The 16228-nt window shown below is 47.7% G+C and carries 21 protein-coding genes and 1 riboswitch; of the genes, 6 read left to right on the top strand and 15 right to left on the bottom strand.

What is annotated here, in order from left to right:
- Window positions 1–11 precede the first annotated feature (11 nt).
- The 9 genes from KNO70_RS00220 to KNO70_RS00180 form a co-directional block, all read right to left on the bottom strand.
- Complete coding sequence (locus tag KNO70_RS00220) at window positions 12–491, bottom strand: hypothetical protein (protein ID WP_074035407.1); 480 nt, start codon at window positions 489–491, stop codon at window positions 12–14.
- Between the two features lie 90 nt (window positions 492–581).
- Window positions 582–1211 (bottom strand): NADPH-dependent FMN reductase, encoded by a 630-nt coding sequence (locus KNO70_RS00215; protein ID WP_371816072.1) that lies wholly within the window; start codon window positions 1209–1211, stop codon window positions 582–584.
- A complete protein-coding gene (locus KNO70_RS00210; RefSeq protein WP_041917956.1) occupies window positions 1208–2200 on the bottom strand; it encodes a ring-cleaving dioxygenase in 993 nt (330 codons plus the stop codon). Before KNO70_RS00210 ends, KNO70_RS00215 begins: the two co-directional genes overlap by 4 nt.
- A gap of 27 nt (window positions 2201–2227) precedes the next feature.
- Window positions 2228–2671: a MarR family winged helix-turn-helix transcriptional regulator gene (locus KNO70_RS00205; RefSeq protein WP_031421914.1), complete on the bottom strand. Its 444-nt coding sequence runs from the start codon at window positions 2669–2671 to the stop codon at window positions 2228–2230.
- Window positions 2672–2802: 131 nt separating this feature from the next.
- Window positions 2803–3234, bottom strand: a complete 432-nt coding sequence (locus KNO70_RS00200; protein ID WP_214758009.1) for a GNAT family N-acetyltransferase — start codon at window positions 3232–3234, stop codon at window positions 2803–2805.
- A gap of 11 nt (window positions 3235–3245) precedes the next feature.
- On the bottom strand, window positions 3246–4376 hold the full coding sequence (locus KNO70_RS00195; protein ID WP_078147840.1) for a tetratricopeptide repeat protein: 1131 nt from the start codon (window positions 4374–4376) through the stop codon (window positions 3246–3248).
- A gap of 49 nt (window positions 4377–4425) precedes the next feature.
- Window positions 4426–4965 (bottom strand): ribonuclease FAU-1 family protein, encoded by a 540-nt coding sequence (locus KNO70_RS00190; RefSeq protein WP_214685214.1) that lies wholly within the window; start codon window positions 4963–4965, stop codon window positions 4426–4428.
- Between the two features lie 62 nt (window positions 4966–5027).
- A complete protein-coding gene (locus KNO70_RS00185; RefSeq protein ID WP_214810687.1) occupies window positions 5028–6080 on the bottom strand; it encodes a DUF58 domain-containing protein in 1053 nt (350 codons plus the stop codon).
- A 2-nt stretch (window positions 6081–6082) separates the two neighbouring features.
- The gene (locus tag KNO70_RS00180) at window positions 6083–7003 is read right to left on the bottom strand and encodes an AAA family ATPase (RefSeq protein ID WP_214810681.1); all 921 of its coding nucleotides are present in this window, start codon (window positions 7001–7003) and stop codon (window positions 6083–6085) included.
- Between the two features lie 94 nt (window positions 7004–7097).
- Here KNO70_RS00180 and KNO70_RS00175 point away from each other — a divergent pair, with 94 nt between their 5' ends.
- From KNO70_RS00175 to KNO70_RS00160, 4 genes are all read left to right on the top strand, one after another.
- On the top strand, window positions 7098–7790 hold the full coding sequence (locus tag KNO70_RS00175) for a hypothetical protein (RefSeq protein ID WP_078147844.1): 693 nt from the start codon (window positions 7098–7100) through the stop codon (window positions 7788–7790).
- A 73-nt stretch (window positions 7791–7863) separates the two neighbouring features.
- Window positions 7864–8604 carry a hypothetical protein gene (locus tag KNO70_RS00170; RefSeq protein WP_078147845.1) on the top strand — a complete coding sequence of 247 codons (741 nt, stop codon included), beginning with the start codon at window positions 7864–7866 and terminating at the stop codon, window positions 8602–8604.
- 45 nt (window positions 8605–8649) lie between these two features.
- Window positions 8650–8748: riboswitch (TPP riboswitch) on the top strand.
- 66 nt (window positions 8749–8814) lie between these two features.
- Complete coding sequence (thiW, locus tag KNO70_RS00165) at window positions 8815–9300, top strand: energy coupling factor transporter S component ThiW (protein WP_078147846.1); 486 nt, start codon at window positions 8815–8817, stop codon at window positions 9298–9300.
- A 60-nt stretch (window positions 9301–9360) separates the two neighbouring features.
- Window positions 9361–9624, top strand: a complete 264-nt coding sequence (locus KNO70_RS00160) for a hypothetical protein (RefSeq protein ID WP_047794733.1) — start codon at window positions 9361–9363, stop codon at window positions 9622–9624.
- Here the strand turns inward: KNO70_RS00160 and KNO70_RS00155 are convergent.
- Entirely contained in the window at window positions 9619–10095 is a 477-nt protein-coding gene (locus tag KNO70_RS00155; RefSeq protein ID WP_078147847.1) for a GNAT family N-acetyltransferase, read from the bottom strand. The genes KNO70_RS00160 and KNO70_RS00155 overlap by 6 nt on opposite strands.
- Before the next feature lie 211 nt (window positions 10096–10306).
- On the opposite strand from KNO70_RS00155, the gene KNO70_RS00150 reads away from it, so the two are divergent.
- Window positions 10307–10705 (top strand): VOC family protein, encoded by a 399-nt coding sequence (locus tag KNO70_RS00150; protein ID WP_074035381.1) that lies wholly within the window; start codon window positions 10307–10309, stop codon window positions 10703–10705.
- 118 nt (window positions 10706–10823) lie between these two features.
- Here KNO70_RS00150 and KNO70_RS00145 read toward each other — a convergent pair whose 3' ends face one another.
- Together KNO70_RS00145 and KNO70_RS00140 are read right to left on the bottom strand one after the other, a co-directional pair.
- Window positions 10824–11291, bottom strand: a complete 468-nt coding sequence (locus KNO70_RS00145; protein ID WP_214810680.1) for a hypothetical protein — start codon at window positions 11289–11291, stop codon at window positions 10824–10826.
- Between the two features lie 3 nt (window positions 11292–11294).
- Window positions 11295–11486, bottom strand: a complete 192-nt coding sequence (locus KNO70_RS00140; RefSeq protein ID WP_031421892.1) for a helix-turn-helix transcriptional regulator — start codon at window positions 11484–11486, stop codon at window positions 11295–11297.
- A gap of 177 nt (window positions 11487–11663) precedes the next feature.
- On the opposite strand from KNO70_RS00140, the gene KNO70_RS00135 reads away from it, so the two are divergent.
- Entirely contained in the window at window positions 11664–13478 is a 1815-nt protein-coding gene (locus tag KNO70_RS00135) for an LTA synthase family protein (RefSeq protein WP_214730162.1), read from the top strand.
- A gap of 35 nt (window positions 13479–13513) precedes the next feature.
- Here KNO70_RS00135 and KNO70_RS00130 read toward each other — a convergent pair whose 3' ends face one another.
- From KNO70_RS00130 to KNO70_RS00120, 3 genes are all read right to left on the bottom strand, one after another.
- Window positions 13514–14398: a VOC family protein gene (locus KNO70_RS00130; protein ID WP_214730161.1), complete on the bottom strand. Its 885-nt coding sequence runs from the start codon at window positions 14396–14398 to the stop codon at window positions 13514–13516.
- A 14-nt stretch (window positions 14399–14412) separates the two neighbouring features.
- A complete protein-coding gene (locus tag KNO70_RS00125) occupies window positions 14413–14697 on the bottom strand; it encodes a putative quinol monooxygenase (protein ID WP_074035366.1) in 285 nt (94 codons plus the stop codon).
- Between the two features lie 102 nt (window positions 14698–14799).
- Window positions 14800–16170 carry a methyl-accepting chemotaxis protein gene (locus KNO70_RS00120; RefSeq protein ID WP_214810679.1) on the bottom strand — a complete coding sequence of 457 codons (1371 nt, stop codon included), beginning with the start codon at window positions 16168–16170 and terminating at the stop codon, window positions 14800–14802.
- Between the last annotated feature and the right edge of the window lie 58 nt (window positions 16171–16228).

The following is a 16228-nucleotide window of genomic DNA, read 5'->3' as shown; positions in this document are numbered from 1 at the left end:
TGTTCGTTTCCCTAAAAGAAGTTGAATCGAACGAAAAGATCTTGGATGACATCGATGATATACACACTTCCCGTTACAATAAGCAAATATCCGATTGGGATGAGCAGACTTTTCACTGTTTGTAGTTTTGTTATGTCTCCCCGATGCTGTAGTAGACGATCCACCAAGTAAAACAAGGTCGCTGCGAGAAGACTGAGCCATGACAAGACGAGTCCGAATAGTATATGTAAAACAAACGAAGTGAACCACCTGAATCGTTTCGAACTGAGTCGATTCGCCAACCAGTCACTGCACCATGAGGTCACGACACCGTAGGTCAACATGATCGGAAAACTGACCGCTACATAGGCAACCGTCATCAAAAGGAAGCCATTCAGTACGCCACTCATCCCTCCATTTTCTCGTAGACCCATCATAGTGACCCCACACGCTAACAGAATCGCATAGACGGGCGAAGCGATGGATGCTGTGACGATTTTACGATTCCACATCTGCACTCCCCCTAATCCCTTCCAACTTTACACGACCTGTTCTGAAAACGCACAAAAACCAGCCTAAATTCAGGCTGGCTTCGCGATTTGTTAATTGTTTGCAACTTCTCCGGCTTTCATACGGACCGATTGCATCGCTTCCGTCCATGGAAGGAGTTGGTCGAGCATATCGTTTACCGATTGTGCTTGAACTTCTTTCGGAGCGAAATGCGTACCGTTCTCGAAGTCCGTGAAGAGTGAGAGTGCAGGATGGACACGTACGTGAGCGATTGACAATTCACTCAAAATGCCCCGTAAATGTTCTGTTGCCCGTGCTCCACCAACAGAACCGTAAGAGACGATTCCGGCTGCTTTGTTGTTCCATTCGACGCGTAAGTAGTCGAGTGCGTTTTTAAGAGATGCTGAGATGGAATGGTTATATTCTTGGACGATGAAGATGAATCCGTCCATTTGCGCAATTTTCTCCGACCAGGCTGCAACGCCAGATGCGTCCTGACCCGCTTCGCCGAGAAGTGGCAAGTTGTAGTCTGCGATGTCGATGACTTCATAGTTGGCATCGCCACGTTTGTCGGCGAGTTCTTTCACCCATTCCCCGACTTGTGGACTGACGCGACCTTCACGAGTTGATCCGAGTACGATTCCGATGTTTAACATAGTAGTTCCTCCTTGGTTATGTTGTGATGCATCTGATTTTCCAAACAAGCGATTTAAGAAACTCATTTCATGCCCTCATATTCTTTCTCAAATGTTTTCGTGCTTCTGACCGTATCGATTGGTCGTACCATCGCCTCGATTTGCGAACGTTTCGCTTCGAGGAACGGCGGGAGTGACAACTTCTCACCGACCGTCTCGTACGGCTCGTCTCCCATGAATCCAGGTCCATCTGTCGCCCATTCGAACAAAATTTGCGGCGCGACACGTGCATAGGATGATTCAAAGAAGAAGCGATCGACGTAGCCAGAAGTCGGCAAACCGAACTGTTGGAGACGTGCTGTCCATTCATCGAGGACGCTACGGTCTTCGACACGGAATGCGACATGGTGCACGGTACCGAACCCTTGACGCGCTTGTGGAGATGTCTCGTCGTGAATGACGATCACTTGCGCTCCGTTTCCACCTTCACCTCCTTCAAAGAGATACACATCACCTTCTCGCCCGATCTCTTTAAACAGCATCACTTGCTCCATCACTTGTTTGAAATATGTGATATCTGCGATGCGAATAAAGATTGGACCGAGTCCCGTAATCGCGTATTCAAGCGGGATTGGACCGTTCTTCCACGGCTCGCCCGACGCGATGCCTTCGTTGAACTCATCCGAGATGAGTTGATACGCCTGCTCATCAAAGTCGATGAACGAGAGCGTCTTCTTCCCGAACTGTTCTTGAATCCCTTCGTGCTCGACGCCGAGACGGTCGAAGCGACGGACCCAATACGTCAACGCTTCATCTGTCGGTACGCGGAACGACGTTTTCGCGATTTCATTCGTTCCGTGCTTACCTTTCGGGATACCTGGGAAGTCGAAGAAGGTCATATCTGTCCCTGCGTTTCCTTTATCGTCCGCAAAGAATAAGTGATACGTTTGAATGTCGTCCTGGTTGACCGTTTTTTTCACCAAACGCATGCCTAACACGTGAGTGAAGAAATCGTAGTTTTTTTCGGCACTACTCGTGATTGCTGTGACGTGGTGAATTCCTTTAACATGATTCATCATTCTCTCTCCTTTTATATCTTGATTTCAAGATACATGATTAAAATTTTTTGCGGCTTCTGCCCGCTTTCCTATTTGTTTCAACTGTTCAATCGTTTCGTTTAATTGCATCCCTTCAAACACGGCGTTCATATGCTCCGTATGCTTAGGGAAAATATCTTGCATCAAGCGTTCTCCGTCATCCGTCAGCGCCGCGTATGTGATGCGACGATCGCTCGGACAAGCCTTACGAATGAGATACCCTTTTTCTTCTAACCGGTCCACGACGTACGTCATACTTCCGCTCGAGAGGAGAATTTTCTTCCCGATGACTTGAATCGGTTGATCTCCTTTATGATATAAAAACTCGAGTACGGCGAACTCGGTCGCGTTCAATCCGTAAGACGCCACTTCCTGCTTCACCAGGTCTTGTAACGACTGAGAGGCACGTAACAGCACAGTAATTGTTTTTAATGCATCAGATGGTTCCATCTGTCTCCCTCCTTTGTCCAAGAGAGCCATTAACTTAAATTCAAATATCTTTAATTCGAGATAAATATATCATGTGACAATTCTTCCGTCAATCGATTTGATTCAAAAAAATGAGACGGGTTGTTCCCATCTCATTCTCCTCGCCGAATCACAGCCATTTCGCGACCGAATCGATGGCCTTCATCAACAAACCCTAGGCTTTCATATAAGTGATGCGCTGCCTCGTTCTCGGGGTGATAGCCAACGACAATCGGTTTCCCCTCGCCGATTTCTTCAAGCATCAGCTCTGTCGCTTGTCGACCAATCCCTTTGCCTTGATGAGCATGGTCGATCATGATGCGATAAATCCATAGCGCATCTAACTCTTCTGGCTCTGTGTTGTACATGAGGAAACCGACCATCGTCTCTTCCTCATAAATTGCGTGCGGGCGTAGCGTCGGTTCGTACATCGCTTGAAGTAACGAAATCGCATTCGGCTCCATATACGACTGTTGTTGGTCACTTAATGCCAATTGACAGCATGTATACCAATTTTGTGCATCGATCGGACGTAGTGAAATCATGTCATTTTCCTTTAGTCATATGTCTCATTTAAGTTTCTTGCATAAAATGCGATGGCACGCCGGTACCGCGCGATGCTCTCGTCCGGTTTCGGACTTGCAAGCAGTTCAAGTAACGTTCCCGTCGCTTCTTCATGGCGACCGACGTTGTAATGGGTCATCGCTTGAAATACCTTGAGCGCCCCGTGATTCGGGAATTGCTCGATTGCCTCTTCAAATAACTGTTCCGCTTCCGTGTATCGTCCGAGTGCCCGATACGTACTGCCGAGTCCGAGATATGATTCCGCCAACTCTTCCCCCGTCAACCCGAGTCGGATGGCCCGTTCATAATGCGGGACCGCTTGACGTTCTTCACCGAGCGAGTCATAGCACCACGCACAGTACGCATGTAGCCTCGGATTCTTTTCATCTTTCCGCAAGAGCGACAGGAACAGTTGCTTCGCCTGCTCGAGTTGTCCCTCCTCACGGAGACGGACGGCTCGATCAAAGTCATGGTCTTCTGGCACGTCGGTCACCTTCTTCGCAAAATCTTCGTCTAACCAAGCTTGCAATGTTTCGTAATACTTTCCGATATGTACTCCATCGACGAGTGCATGATGGGCTTGGACGGATAACGGCATAACCAGACGCTCGCCTTGGCGTTCGAACTTGCCCCAAGCGATGCGCGGCACGCTGTCATGTTGTTGCTGATGCGTCGGATGCATGATACTCGTGAATGTGACCCACGGGACGCTCGTGATATACAGTAAGTCGTCGGGCTCTTCGTCCCCGACCACGACTTCATCGCCAGCTTGCTCCATCCGCGTCGTCACTTCCTGTAAGAATGTCGGTAAATCTTCATAAAACGTAGCCGCACAAAAGTTGAAGACATCCTCGTCTAACATGACTGTGAACGAAGGGTGGACCACCTCGTGTTCGACGACCTCTTCACCACGGATCCGATAGCGCAATTCCGGAATCGCGTTCGCCGCTCTCACCGCACCGTATAAAAAGAGTTTGAAGAACGATTGATTGCTCTCCTTGGCATATGTATATAGGTTCGTGACATCTACGTTTGCCGTCACGTTGAAATGTGGCGCATCAAACGCTTTGAAAAACTCGAAGTGCTTACGTCGTGCCCACGTCTCGATTTCAATTTTTTTCATAAAAACTCCCCCTTCTACGCTCTTACTGTAGCAGAGAGAGTGAATTCGCTCATAGCTTTTGTTTTAACTGTTCGTAATGTCCTTTCGCCAAATCAAAGTAGATGAAGTCTCCACGTTCGATTCGTTCGAGCGTCGCTTCGAACTCACGCCATCCACGTTCGACCTGTTCAGGCGTCAATTCGCCGCTTTCAGCTGCCGCCTTGAACTCATCCTCATCCTTTTTGACGATATCCCCGTTCGGAAACACGAGAATATCGAGCAACAAGTCGTCCATGTACGGAATGCCATTTTCTTCGCCGATTCGGTCGACGAGGTCGATATACCATTGCACGATTTCACCGTCAGGGTTGAACATGACCGTCACACCGAACGGTTCATTGTCCGGGAAATATTGGAGCCAAGCAAACCCGGCATCCGCCACAATAAATTCTTCCCCTTTATGTTTTTTATATAGTGGTGCCCGAACCTCATCGATTTGGAATAAGGCAACCACCCCTGAAAATTGTTCCGTCTGAACACGAATTTGCGCGTAGCGGTTCTTTAAAATCCGTTCCCAGTCTCGTCGATTCGCATACTTTCGTTTTGCCATATAGATCTCCCCTTTGGTCATCTCTGTATGATACAGTTCGCCAGAAGAAGGAAAGTTCCTTGTTAGTCGTACAAATTATGCTGATTGAACCAGACGAGATGGCTTTGTTTCAAACGTTTCCGTTCAACCATTCGGACGAACGCGTCTGTCGAGATGAAGCGGTTCCCAGGATGAAGGTCGGCCAGCAACATGAGGATGATACGTGTCCCCCGTTCCCCTTCCTGAAGGGAGATATGCTCCATCTTTCCTTCACCATTGAAGCGGTTGATGAACAGTTCGACTTTACACTCCTCTTTTAAGAGTCGGGTCGTCACGTACGCGACTTGGCTAATGATCGACTCGAAGTCGTGATGCAACGTGTAGCCGGACGGCCCACTCAAATCGACTGCGAATGTGAACGTGTCGAGCGACGTCTTTTGAAAGACTTTCGATTGGACTCGTCCAAGTTTCGCCGTCGCGACCCAGTCGATCTCTTTGACCGGTTCCCCTTCGTAAGGCTTCGAACCTAGAACCTGAAGTGGATTCCGTAAAGGTGATGCGGTCAAAGGACGGTCACCGAGTGCCAATCGTTTCGTGCCGACCGGAGGATGTAACGTGAGGGACGGCAACACCGTCCATCGTTTCTCGATCGGGCACTCAAGAAGATACGTCCCGAGATGAAACGGGAGCGTCACAGCAAGTACGCACTCTTCGATATAAGCCGGTCCCCGGAATTCAGCCTGCACACGAAGCACGTGACGAGCCTGATCTGTCCGTAACGTCAAATCCAGACTGTTCGGGGACCGGTCGTGGTCTGGAAAGCTGAGCGCTGTATTGGTTTTCAAGCGAACGCGAACGGGAAGCCCGAGTCGTTCGATGACTTCACTTCCATCTAAAATCAGTTGTACCTCCGTCTCATCCCCGACAAAGAGAAGGGATTCGTGGCTATGTACGTGAAGCCGAAGAGCTTGTTCCAACTGTTTCCGTGTCCGTTCAAAGAACCAAACGATGCCCGTAAGTAAACAAAGTGCATATCCGACAATCTCCATGTACGGGACGAATACGAGAATCACTCCAGCGAATCCATAAACCGGAATCCATTGTTTCTGTAGGGCGTTATGTGTCGAGAACGTCATCTTCAGCCCTCTACCGGCACAGAGACGGTATCTAAGATGTAACGGATAATGTCCTGTTTCGTCGATTTGATGCCTCCTTCAAGCGTCAACGTCAAACGATGGGACAATACATAAGGTGCCACGGCTTTCACATCTTCCGGAATGACGTACAACCGATCATTCAGATAGGCGTAACTTTGAGACGCTCGCATGAGCGCGATGGCTCCACGTGGACTGACACCGACCTCAACGGATGCATGTTCCCGGGTCGCGTGAACGAGCCCGAGTAAATAATCGAGGACATCATCTTGAATCGATACTTGCTTCACTTCCTCCTGAGCACGGCGTAACTCGTTTAACGTCGCAACCGCCTCTACGGTTTTCCGTGTTTGGCGCATGACTTGTAAGAGGAGTTCTCTCTCTTCCGCAACATCAGGGTAACCGACCGGAATCGAAATCAAGAAGCGATCGAGTTGGGCATCCGGTAAGGGGAACGTCCCCGCTGATTCAATCGGGTTTTGCGTCGCGATGACGAAAAATGGTTTCGGCATCGGATATGTCTCTCCCCCGATGGAAACTTGTCGTTCTTCCATCGCCTCAAGCAAGGCGGACTGCGTTCGTGGAACCGCTCGGTTGATTTCATCAATCAAGACGATGTTCGCAAAGATTGGTCCTTGGCGATGATCGAACGTCTGCGTCTGCATGTTGAAATAGTCTGCTCCGATCACATCAGACGGTAACAAGTCGGCCGTGAATTGAATCCGGGAAAACACCCCGTCGAAGCTAGCCGCAATTGTTTTGGCAAGTAACGTTTTTCCCGTGCCTGGCACATCTTCTAATAGAATATGTCCTTCCGCGAGTAACGCCGTACAACAGAGGCGTACGACATCCTCTTTTCCTAAATACACTTCGTTCAACTGTTTGATGACTCGCTCCATGCCCATATGACGACCTCCATTTTTTGTCTTAATCAAACTTTACCTTTTTATGGTAAGATAAACAACAAATAGTCTGAACATTCAAAAAGGAGGTAACTTCTTGCGCTGGACGAACAAGTTTTTTCTCATGATTGCCGCCACACTTCTCGTCACCTTTACAATGATGGTGGTTGCGACCGGGATATTCGAATGGCTCTATAACCCGGAAACGATACCGGTCGAGGAAAATAATAGTCCTCCTACGAATTTCAAATCAGATGAAGACAGTAAGCTTTTAATAGATGAATCTAAAGCAGATTATCCGTATGAATTAGATCCTCGAAAAGGAAAAATAAAACTTCTTGAGAGATTTACGGGCTCTGGAGAGTCCACACGACGAAATCTCGGTTTATTGGTCGCTTTGATTGCATTCTGTTTGCTCGGTTTTTATGTCTATCGAAAGCGAAAGCAACGTTTGGCGCGCGCACGAGATCATGTTGATTCAAGCATAGACCCGCTTGTAGAATCGCTACAAAACAAGAACGCTTCGTCCGTTTCGACGCTCACAGCGTTCACGAACGTCCCGATTCGCGATGCGCTGATCACATTTAACCAATCTCTCGTACCAGCCAAGCGATTGCGTGCTCATGAGACATTGCAAGAGTGGTTCCAACGCATCGATTTACCGATGAACCCGTCCGTTTATCATGCGGTTCGCTACGGCACCTCTTCAGGTGTGACGATTTCTGAAGAAGATACACTTCACTTCAAGAGAACACTCGATACCTACGCGACACGTCCTCACCCCGAGTGAGAATGTGCACAGGTTCTGCTTTTTCATCATGAATGATAAAATGGTGGAAAATGTCAGTTAAGGGGATGGAAACATGAGACGATGGGCGATATTCGGATTAAGTGCACTTTTACTCGCGGGTTGTACAGATACGGTGGCAGACAATCCAACCCCAATCGAATCACCCGATGAACCCATCACCGAATGGACGCGTGAGGACTTTAAAGACGTCTATGACCAATACGAACAAACGAAACCGCTCCTTACTGCCCTTGAACAACAAGGAATCAAACCGTTTCGGGAGACGTTCGAACGGGTCATCATCGCAGGCAACGGCCTCGAGCATACGTATGCGGATATTTACCCATTCAAGCTCGATGACGGGACGTATGCTACCATTTTCGACAGTCAAGACGGAACGGTGATCAATGGTTCTGAGTCGGTCGCTCCGCTATTCTGGCAAGAGGAATCTTTCCTTCAATACGTTGAAGAGATTGAAAATCGGAAATTCGGTACAAGTGCCCCACCTACCGATGTCGTCCTCACGCAGGATGAATTCCAAACGGTCTATGACCGCCATGCCTACACGTCAGCTCTCCTCGTCGAACTCGATGAAGCGGGCGTCGAACTTGCACGGGAGCCAATCGATGATGTGATCATCGCCGGGAACGGCGTGACTGAAGTCACTGCCGACTTGTTCGTATTCGATGTCGAGAGCGGGTATGCCATCGTATATGATCAGGACGGAGAAATTTTAAAAGGCCCCGAATCCATCTCACCGCTCTTTTGGAACGAGAAGGACTATGAGGACCTGTTAGCCAAGAATGAGGGATAATTTCGCCCCTTTTCCGATTTTAGCTATGCTATACTCAAATCAATAAACGACCACTAGGGGAGCCTTCGGGCTGAGACGGCATTTGCCGGACCCTTTGAACCTGATCTGGCTCATACCAGCGTAGGGAAGTGGCTTGGGATACGTCTCTGTATGTCCACGCCATTTTTCCGTCTGGAAACGTGGCGTTTTTATTTTGAAAGGAGACTATTCATGCGTATTCAACAACTCACTTGGATGGCAATGCTCGTTGCCATCGCCGTCGTCGGTTCGATGTTCATCTCGATTCCTACAGGTGTCGCCCGCGCTTATCCGATTCAACATATGGTGAACGTGATTGCCGCAGTCACCGTCGGTCCAATCGGAGCCGTTCTCGTCGCTTTCGTCACCGGACTCATTCGCGTCATGACCGGTACAGGATCACTGCTCGCATTCCCTGGTGGCATGATTGGCGCGTTTCTTGCCGGCATGTTCTTCGTTCGCACGAACCGCGTCTATGCGGCCGCTCTCGGAGAAATCATCGGGACTGGGGTTATCGCTTCGTTGATTGCCGTCCCGTACGCAAAACTGTTGATGGGTTCGACGTTCGGTGCATTTTTCTTTGTCCCGGCGTTCCTTGCCTCTAGTTTGACGGGTGCGCTTCTCGGTTGGCTCGTCTTGTCGCGTGTCAAACAGTTGCGACCGAGCGTACTCAAATAAAAGCTCCCTTTTTGGATGAAAATGGTAAACTATAGACAACATCTATAGAGGAGGGGTTTTATGTCTCGTTTCAATCAACTTGTAGCGGGTGGTATTTTGTTGTTTTTGTCCGGACTCTTATATACGCTCGAACGCATCGCACTCTACATACGTTGGTACGCCGAAATCTCAACCGGGAGCTGGTTGGAAAAACCGACGTTTGTCGATCCATTTCTCCAAAACTGGTTCGTTACCTTGTTTCTCTTTGCCGCTATCCCCTTCTTCTTGGCAGCTATGAATGTCACGCAAAAAACAAGTCCATCCGAGAATCCGACCGACTCATGACGGTCGGTTTTTTGTATGATAGACCCAAATCGCTTCACCGTTCCATTCATCAATTAAGCCACTGTCGAAAAAGCCGTTCTTCGCATAAAATCGTTTCGCGGCTTCATTCTCTTGATGGAGACTGAGGATGATATCATCCACGTCGTATTGTGTCTGGATGAATTCCACTGCCATGCGTAGGCACTTCGTTCCAACGCCTTTCCCCTGTTCGTATTGATCAATCATGAAACGGTCGAGCCACACGTAACGTTCTGACTGGTTCTCCGCTCCGACCATCATAAAGCCAACCGCTCGCTCGCCTTCATAAAATGCAAAGCTCTGCCAATTGTATTTCGTATCCTCAATCATCTCTCGAAGGGATTCGGCATTCGTCTCGATGAATCGAGATTGTTTCTCGTCCACTGTCAGGGCGATGACCGCCTCTCGATTGACTGCATCAACCGGTTGAATCGTGATTTCATTTACTTTCATATGTTCACCTCATTCTTTTTTTAGTCCTTTTCTCTCTTTCATACGCTTTCTCCCGTAAAAAGTTTCTTCTCCCGTATCTTCGAAAGCATGCATTCGTTACACTAGACGTACGAGACCCGGATGGACATACGATCAGCCTCATCTCAGAAGAATTGACTTCTCCGTTCCACCGTGATCGAGTGAAAGATTTGCAAACGAAAGGAAACAACCAATGAAACAAATCCATCATATCTGTATCCAAACCCCGGATTATGCCGCATCGAAGTCATTTTACGAAGCGCTCGGTTTTGAACTCGTCCAGGAGTCGCCAAACTTTCATACGCGTGACTTCAACAGTTGGCTCAAACTCGGTGATTTTTATATTGAGCTCCAGACTGCTAAAACAGATGAAACGTTACAAGACTACTCGAAACATGTGGCCGGTCCCGTCCATTTCGCCCTCTATGTAGATGACCTCAAAGCGGAAGTCGCACGACTCGAACAACTCGGCGTCACGTTTTTACCGAAGCACGGTGGCAACATCTACTTCGTCGTCGATGGACATTTAAGTAAATTAAAAGCACCGGAAGGAACCATCATTGAACTGCGTGATACGTTCGAGATTACATAATCAGAGCTTCACAGTTATCTAACAAAACCAGGTCCATGTTTGCATGGGACCTGGTTTTGTTATGCACTCTTAAAGACATAGATGTCCTATTTGAAGTAAAACGAATATATCAACTCGGTCATGAAAGCTCACGATTTTTTCTAAATGACCGTTGAAGTGAAATGAATTGTGCGACCAGAAGTAACCCATTTGAAAGAAGTGTCATTGCTAACAAGTCCACCCAAGAGTAAATCACTACACCTGTCACCTTTAATGCTATTGCCACTCCAGCAAACAAAACAGCAAACTTCGATGTGGAACCAATCAGTTTCCTTAGTTCGATTTTATATTCAGATTTCTCAACAACGTTTGTATACTCCATACCTGAGAGAATATAGCGAATCCATACATAGAGACTTAGAATTGCTATAACACTCAATAAAATATATGAAGACTCAGTGTTGAATATACCTGAAAATCTATTCAATAGAACGACTACTCCCAAAAATCCAATGAACAAAACGTTAGCCTCGGCTATAAAGTACAACATCCGCCTTTCTTTATATTCGTCATTTGGTAAAAACATTGTGACCCATGATTCTTTCATCTTTTACTCCTCCCAGAATAAATCATTTAACGTGACGCCCAGAACCCTCGCAATGGCAATACAGAGTTTCAAAGAGGGATTATATTTATTCGATTCGATCAAACCGATTGTCTGTCTAGTCACACCGATCGCCTCTGCCAAATCGGTTTGAGTAAGATTCTTTTCTACTCGATGTTCTTTTACTCTATTTCCCATGTCTGTCTCCTAATTTAGTTGCGCAATACCTAAAATGTAATATATATATTCCATTAACGCAATATATATATTACATATTTTTGATTACGAATGAATCTCCATCACACTTTCTACGTTTTCTCTGTTCATAAGAAAGGAAAGGATACAGTAACTACATTTTGAGTTAGGAGATCACTAATGAAATATCTCGATTATTGGAGCTACTTGTCACTCTCTCTGGCAAAGCTCTTCTTTTTTAGCTGGTTGACCGCGACGGCGTTCGACTTCTCATTCTTCCTCATCAATTTGGCGACGATTTTGCTCCTGACGAGTTGGGCACTCGCCGTGTCTTATCCGATCCGCCGATGGATTTTATACGTTTCTCTGTTCCTGCATAGTACCCTGCTCGTCTCGGACGTCTGGTACTATCGCTATTTTGAAGACTTATTATCCGTCGCCTTACTATCTGATATCGGGCAGATGGGAGATGTCGGGGGTGGCTTCTTGACGCTCATCCGCCCAATCGATGCGTTCTTCTTCATCGACCTCATCATCTACGGTTTGATTTTGCGTTATATGAAACGTCATCCTGTCCGTGAAGGGAAACGAAACGGAAGACGATTGGCGCTCGCTGGCTTCACACTCGGATTTCTTCTCTTCACAATCCCGCTCACCCTCAGTTATCAGCGTGGAGAAAAGTGGATCGCGGACGACCCCATATCGAATATGCGTGAATACTATCATCTTGGATTTTGGGGCTATCACGCGATGGATGTCGCCCGAGGCGTCGAACGTGCTATGGGATGGAACGAAGCCCTGACAGAAGAAGAGCGTTCTCAAATTCAAGCACTCTCTTATCAAGAATTAAGTGCCCCAAGTCCAGATACGAACGTTATCGTTTTACAACTCGAATCATTCCAAACATCCGTCATCGATCAACAGATTGATGGACAGGAACTGACCCCGAATTTGAACCGACTGCGACGTGACATGTTTTACTTCCCGAACGTGTATCATCAAACGCATGAAGGGCGAACGTCTGATGCAGAGTTCATCGTCAACACGTCACTTTATCCTGTCAAATCTGGTTCCGTCTACACGCGTTTCCCGGGAAATCAATTCAGCGCGCTCTCTCAATCCTTGAATGAGGCGGGCTACGATACGGCAGCCATGCATTCGTTCCGAAAAGACTTTTGGAATCGCGATGACTTTTATGACAATATCGGGTTCAATCATTTCTTTAGCGACAAAGACTACCCCGATCAAGGCATCATCGGGATGGCACTCAACGATCAGGAATTCTTAAATACGTCGGTCGGATTTATGGAAGAGTTGGATGAACCATTTTACGCATTTTTAGTCGCTTTAACGAGTCATACACCGTACGATATCCCGGAAGACGAGAAGCGGTTGGACCTATCTGATATCGACGATCCCCTTCTCGAAAACTATTACCATACCGTTCATTTCGTCGATGCCGCTGTCGGTCAGTTCATCGAACGATTGAAACAAGATGGTTTCTGGGATGAGACGCTTCTCGTCATGTATGGTGACCACGATAGCGGTCTGACGGCACCAGGAGAAGAGATGGCTACCCTCGAAGAAGTGAACTCGACGGTTGACGCGTTTCAACTTGACCGTGCCGTCCCTCTCTTCATCAAACCACCTGGACCGACGACAGGAGAAGTCATGGAGGCGAGTGGTGGACAAATCGATATCGCCCCGACGATTCTCGATTTACTTGGAATCTCTCCAGCATATATGCTTGGCGACTCCTTATTGAATGATACGTCAAATCTAACCGTCTTTCGGACGGGCGCTTTCCGATACGAAGATTATTACTATGAACCAGACTTGACCGAACGTGCTGGTAACGGCACATGCTATTCCATTGAGACGGAAGAACAAGTCGCATTCGATCGATGCGCCCCTTACATCGACCGCGCGGCCAGTCAGCTCCGGCTCTCGGATACCATCATCGAGAAAGATGCCCTCTCGCAAATGAGTCCATGAAAAAACTCCCGAGCTATTTGTTTCGGGAGTTTTGTTCAGTAAGCTTTACGCAATGTCGCGATATCAAGCTTTTTCATGGGCAGACATGCCTGTACGACCTGTTCAATCTGCTCTTGCGAACCTACCGTCATCATCTCTTCCATTTCCCACGGGATGATTTGCCAGGAGACGCCATAGCGATCTTTCAGCCAACCACACTCCTCTGCTTCCGGTACAGCCGATAGCCGCTCCCAGTAGGAATCGACTTCTTCTTGCGACTCACAAAAAGCGATGAGCGACTGGATCTCGTTAAACGAAAATGTATGATTTTCATTACTGTCCATCACGACAAATTCTCGACCGGATAAGACGAAACGAGCATAGTTGATTTTCCCATCAAGCTCGTCCCCGTCTTCTTCCGTGTATCGTACCGTATGTCCGTCCAATACATATGAATCTTTGAAAATAGAGATCCAATCGTTCATCGCCGCTTCAGCATGACCAAAGACGTCCCCGACGAACAAAAAGCATGGGGTCACCGTCTGGATGTCCATCCCGCCGCTATGCATGATTTGCCAGGATACCCCGTGCTTGTCTTTCAACCAGCCATAGCGCGCGCTGAAATCATACGTGTCAAGCGGCATGAGCACCTCTGCCCCCTCACTCAATTCGCCCCAAAGCGTATCCACTTCTTCCGACGTCGGGAACGTGACCATGTACGAGATGGAGGGATTGCGGTCCTTCAACGGACCCGCCCCAAGCAGTTGCAAGAACTGTCCCGACAGCGAGACGGTCACAATCGTCGTCTCACCTGAAGGCGTATCCATCAGTTTCGTCGTATAGTCGATGAACGAATCGGGAAACTTCGAGACGTACCACTCCGCAATCGCTTCGACGTGACTTTCGAACCAAATACACGGGATAATCGATTGGGTAATCATTAGATTTCCTCCTTTCAGACTTCACGTAGACGATACACGTCTCTCACGGCGAGCAATGTCTCCACTCGTTTCCGGTACGCCTGATAATGGGCTGAATGGATATGCGCGTCGAGCGCCGTCTCGTCCCGATATTTCTCATAGAACACGAACGTGCCCGGGGCATCGATTGACTCATGGAGCACATACGTCAAACATCCTTCTTCTTGTCTCGATGGGGAAATGACTTCATCGAGCGCTTGCCTTAACTCTTCCTCTTTCCCCGGATATGCCTTTAATACAGCGGTAATCACGATTTCCATTGCAAATTCCTCCTCCGTTTTACATGAACGCAATACTTTTCCCGTTTTAGAAGAGATGTATACGCAAATGGACACGCCGATTTGTAAAGGCGTGTCCATCGTTTAGACGAGTTCGTTCGCAATCTCGTTCAGTTCTTCAATTTGATCTTTCAACGAAGCTAACGCTTCTTGTTGTGAAATCGTCAACACATGAACGTCTTGGCTGTTCGTTTCGAGTGCCATCGTCAACGCCGTCATATCACCCGTCACTTGATGGACTTTGTGTAATTCTGCGGCGGCGATTTGGAGCTGACTCGACGTCTCATCTACTGTTCCTGCGACCGTATTTGTCGTTTGAATCATGGAAAGGATCGACGCCCCACTCTTACGGACTTGTTCTTCCTGCGTCGATAGACGTTCTGTACTGCCATCGATGGCACGTTCCGTCACTTGTACCTCTTGCATGACGAGTTGGATAATGTCATTAATCTGAGCTGATGCTTGTGCCGTTTGAGCGGACAAATTTCGAATCTCCGTCGCGACGACGGCAAACCCTTTTCCGTGTTCACCTGCTCGTGCCGCCTCAATTGAAGCGTTAAGAGACAACAAGTTCGTCTGAGACGAGATTTGCTGAATCGTATCCGTGATGGTCCGCACTTCTTGGAAACGCTCCGCCAATCCTTTAAAGGCTAGATTCACTTCACTGATACTTAAGTTCAGCTCAGCAAGCGACCGTTCTGTCGAATCCATATTGTCATGTGATAGTTGAGCGTCTTGTAAGACACCGTTCACGTGCGAGGTTGTTTCTTGAAGCTGTTGTTGCATCCGTTCAAACGCCTGTACAGTGGATTGAATTTGTGAGGCGACATTCTGAATCAAAACTGCTTGTTCAGACGTTCGTTTTGTCATCGAACCAATTTGGGCCGTGACTTGTTCTGAGGCGTTCGTGACGGAATCAACGGAATCATTCATTGTAAATACCGCGTCATGAAGCATTGTCGCACTCGCTGTCGTCTTCGCCATGTTGAGTTCGACCTCACTCGCATGCTGTTCAGCTTGTTGTTGTTGTGTAAACGTCTCGTGTAATAATTTTGCCCCAAAGAAAGAAACGAAGTAGGCGCCAGACAAAGCCATTGTGAGCACAGTGAACCAACTGACGAAATCGAGCGGCGTTTCAAATGAAAAGCGCCCAATCAATACAGCTCCGACCGATACGATAAGCGCGAGAATGCTGCCGTACAGCACAAGATGCCGATTCAAGTACATCAACATCAATACGATATACAGAAAGACGATATTTTGAATCGCCGCACCGGGCAAGGTATAAATAATCGCTGAAGCAGCGATATACATGAGTGTGACCAGACCGTACTTCAACCACGGCTTTTCTACGTAAAAGCGATAACCGAGCCACGCTCCAATCTGAATAATTGTCCCTGTCATAATAAAACGCATGGCGTCCTGTCCAGCTAGCTCACCCAACCAATATAACATCCCCATAATCGGGTAAGAAAGGAAAAACAAAATGATTAACATCCGCGATACGAGTAAC

Origin of the sequence: Exiguobacterium sp. s181 (assembly GCF_018617125.1) — a bacterium.
GTDB classification, from domain to species: Bacteria; Bacillota; Bacilli; order Exiguobacteriales; family Exiguobacteriaceae; genus Exiguobacterium; species Exiguobacterium profundum.
Note: the sequence above shows the minus strand (reverse complement) of the source record. Positions and strands in the feature narration are given on the sequence as shown.

What these genes read in the sequence shown, in the direction of transcription:
- KNO70_RS00220 (WP_074035407.1), bottom strand. Translation starts at nt 491, where the DNA reads ATGTGGAATCGTAAAATCGTCACAGCATCCATCGCTTCGCCCGTCTAT.
- KNO70_RS00215 (WP_371816072.1), bottom strand. Translation starts at nt 1,211, where the DNA reads ATGAGTTTCTTAAATCGCTTGTTTGGAAAATCAGATGCATCACAACAT.
- KNO70_RS00210 (WP_041917956.1), bottom strand. Translation starts at nt 2,200, where the DNA reads ATGAATCATGTTAAAGGAATTCACCACGTCACAGCAATCACGAGTAGT.
- KNO70_RS00205 (WP_031421914.1), bottom strand. Translation starts at nt 2,671, where the DNA reads ATGGAACCATCTGATGCATTAAAAACAATTACTGTGCTGTTACGTGCC.
- KNO70_RS00200 (WP_214758009.1), bottom strand. Translation starts at nt 3,234, where the DNA reads ATGATTTCACTACGTCCGATCGATGCACAAAATTGGTATACATGCTGT.
- KNO70_RS00195 (WP_078147840.1), bottom strand. Translation starts at nt 4,376, where the DNA reads ATGAAAAAAATTGAAATCGAGACGTGGGCACGACGTAAGCACTTCGAG.
- KNO70_RS00190 (WP_214685214.1), bottom strand. Translation starts at nt 4,965, where the DNA reads ATGGCAAAACGAAAGTATGCGAATCGACGAGACTGGGAACGGATTTTA.
- KNO70_RS00185 (WP_214810687.1), bottom strand. Translation starts at nt 6,080, where the DNA reads ATGACGTTCTCGACACATAACGCCCTACAGAAACAATGGATTCCGGTT.
- KNO70_RS00180 (WP_214810681.1), bottom strand. Translation starts at nt 7,003, where the DNA reads ATGGGCATGGAGCGAGTCATCAAACAGTTGAACGAAGTGTATTTAGGA.
- KNO70_RS00170 (WP_078147845.1), top strand. Translation starts at nt 7,864, where the DNA reads ATGAGACGATGGGCGATATTCGGATTAAGTGCACTTTTACTCGCGGGT.
- thiW (WP_078147846.1), top strand. Translation starts at nt 8,815, where the DNA reads ATGCGTATTCAACAACTCACTTGGATGGCAATGCTCGTTGCCATCGCC.
- KNO70_RS00160 (WP_047794733.1), top strand. Translation starts at nt 9,361, where the DNA reads ATGTCTCGTTTCAATCAACTTGTAGCGGGTGGTATTTTGTTGTTTTTG.
- KNO70_RS00155 (WP_078147847.1), bottom strand. Translation starts at nt 10,095, where the DNA reads ATGAAAGTAAATGAAATCACGATTCAACCGGTTGATGCAGTCAATCGA.
- KNO70_RS00150 (WP_074035381.1), top strand. Translation starts at nt 10,307, where the DNA reads ATGAAACAAATCCATCATATCTGTATCCAAACCCCGGATTATGCCGCA.
- KNO70_RS00145 (WP_214810680.1), bottom strand. Translation starts at nt 11,291, where the DNA reads ATGAAAGAATCATGGGTCACAATGTTTTTACCAAATGACGAATATAAA.
- KNO70_RS00140 (WP_031421892.1), bottom strand. Translation starts at nt 11,486, where the DNA reads ATGGGAAATAGAGTAAAAGAACATCGAGTAGAAAAGAATCTTACTCAA.
- KNO70_RS00135 (WP_214730162.1), top strand. Translation starts at nt 11,664, where the DNA reads ATGAAATATCTCGATTATTGGAGCTACTTGTCACTCTCTCTGGCAAAG.
- KNO70_RS00130 (WP_214730161.1), bottom strand. Translation starts at nt 14,398, where the DNA reads ATGATTACCCAATCGATTATCCCGTGTATTTGGTTCGAAAGTCACGTC.
- KNO70_RS00125 (WP_074035366.1), bottom strand. Translation starts at nt 14,697, where the DNA reads ATGGAAATCGTGATTACCGCTGTATTAAAGGCATATCCGGGGAAAGAG.
- KNO70_RS00120 (WP_214810679.1), bottom strand. Translation starts at nt 16,170, where the DNA reads ATGTTATATTGGTTGGGTGAGCTAGCTGGACAGGACGCCATGCGTTTT.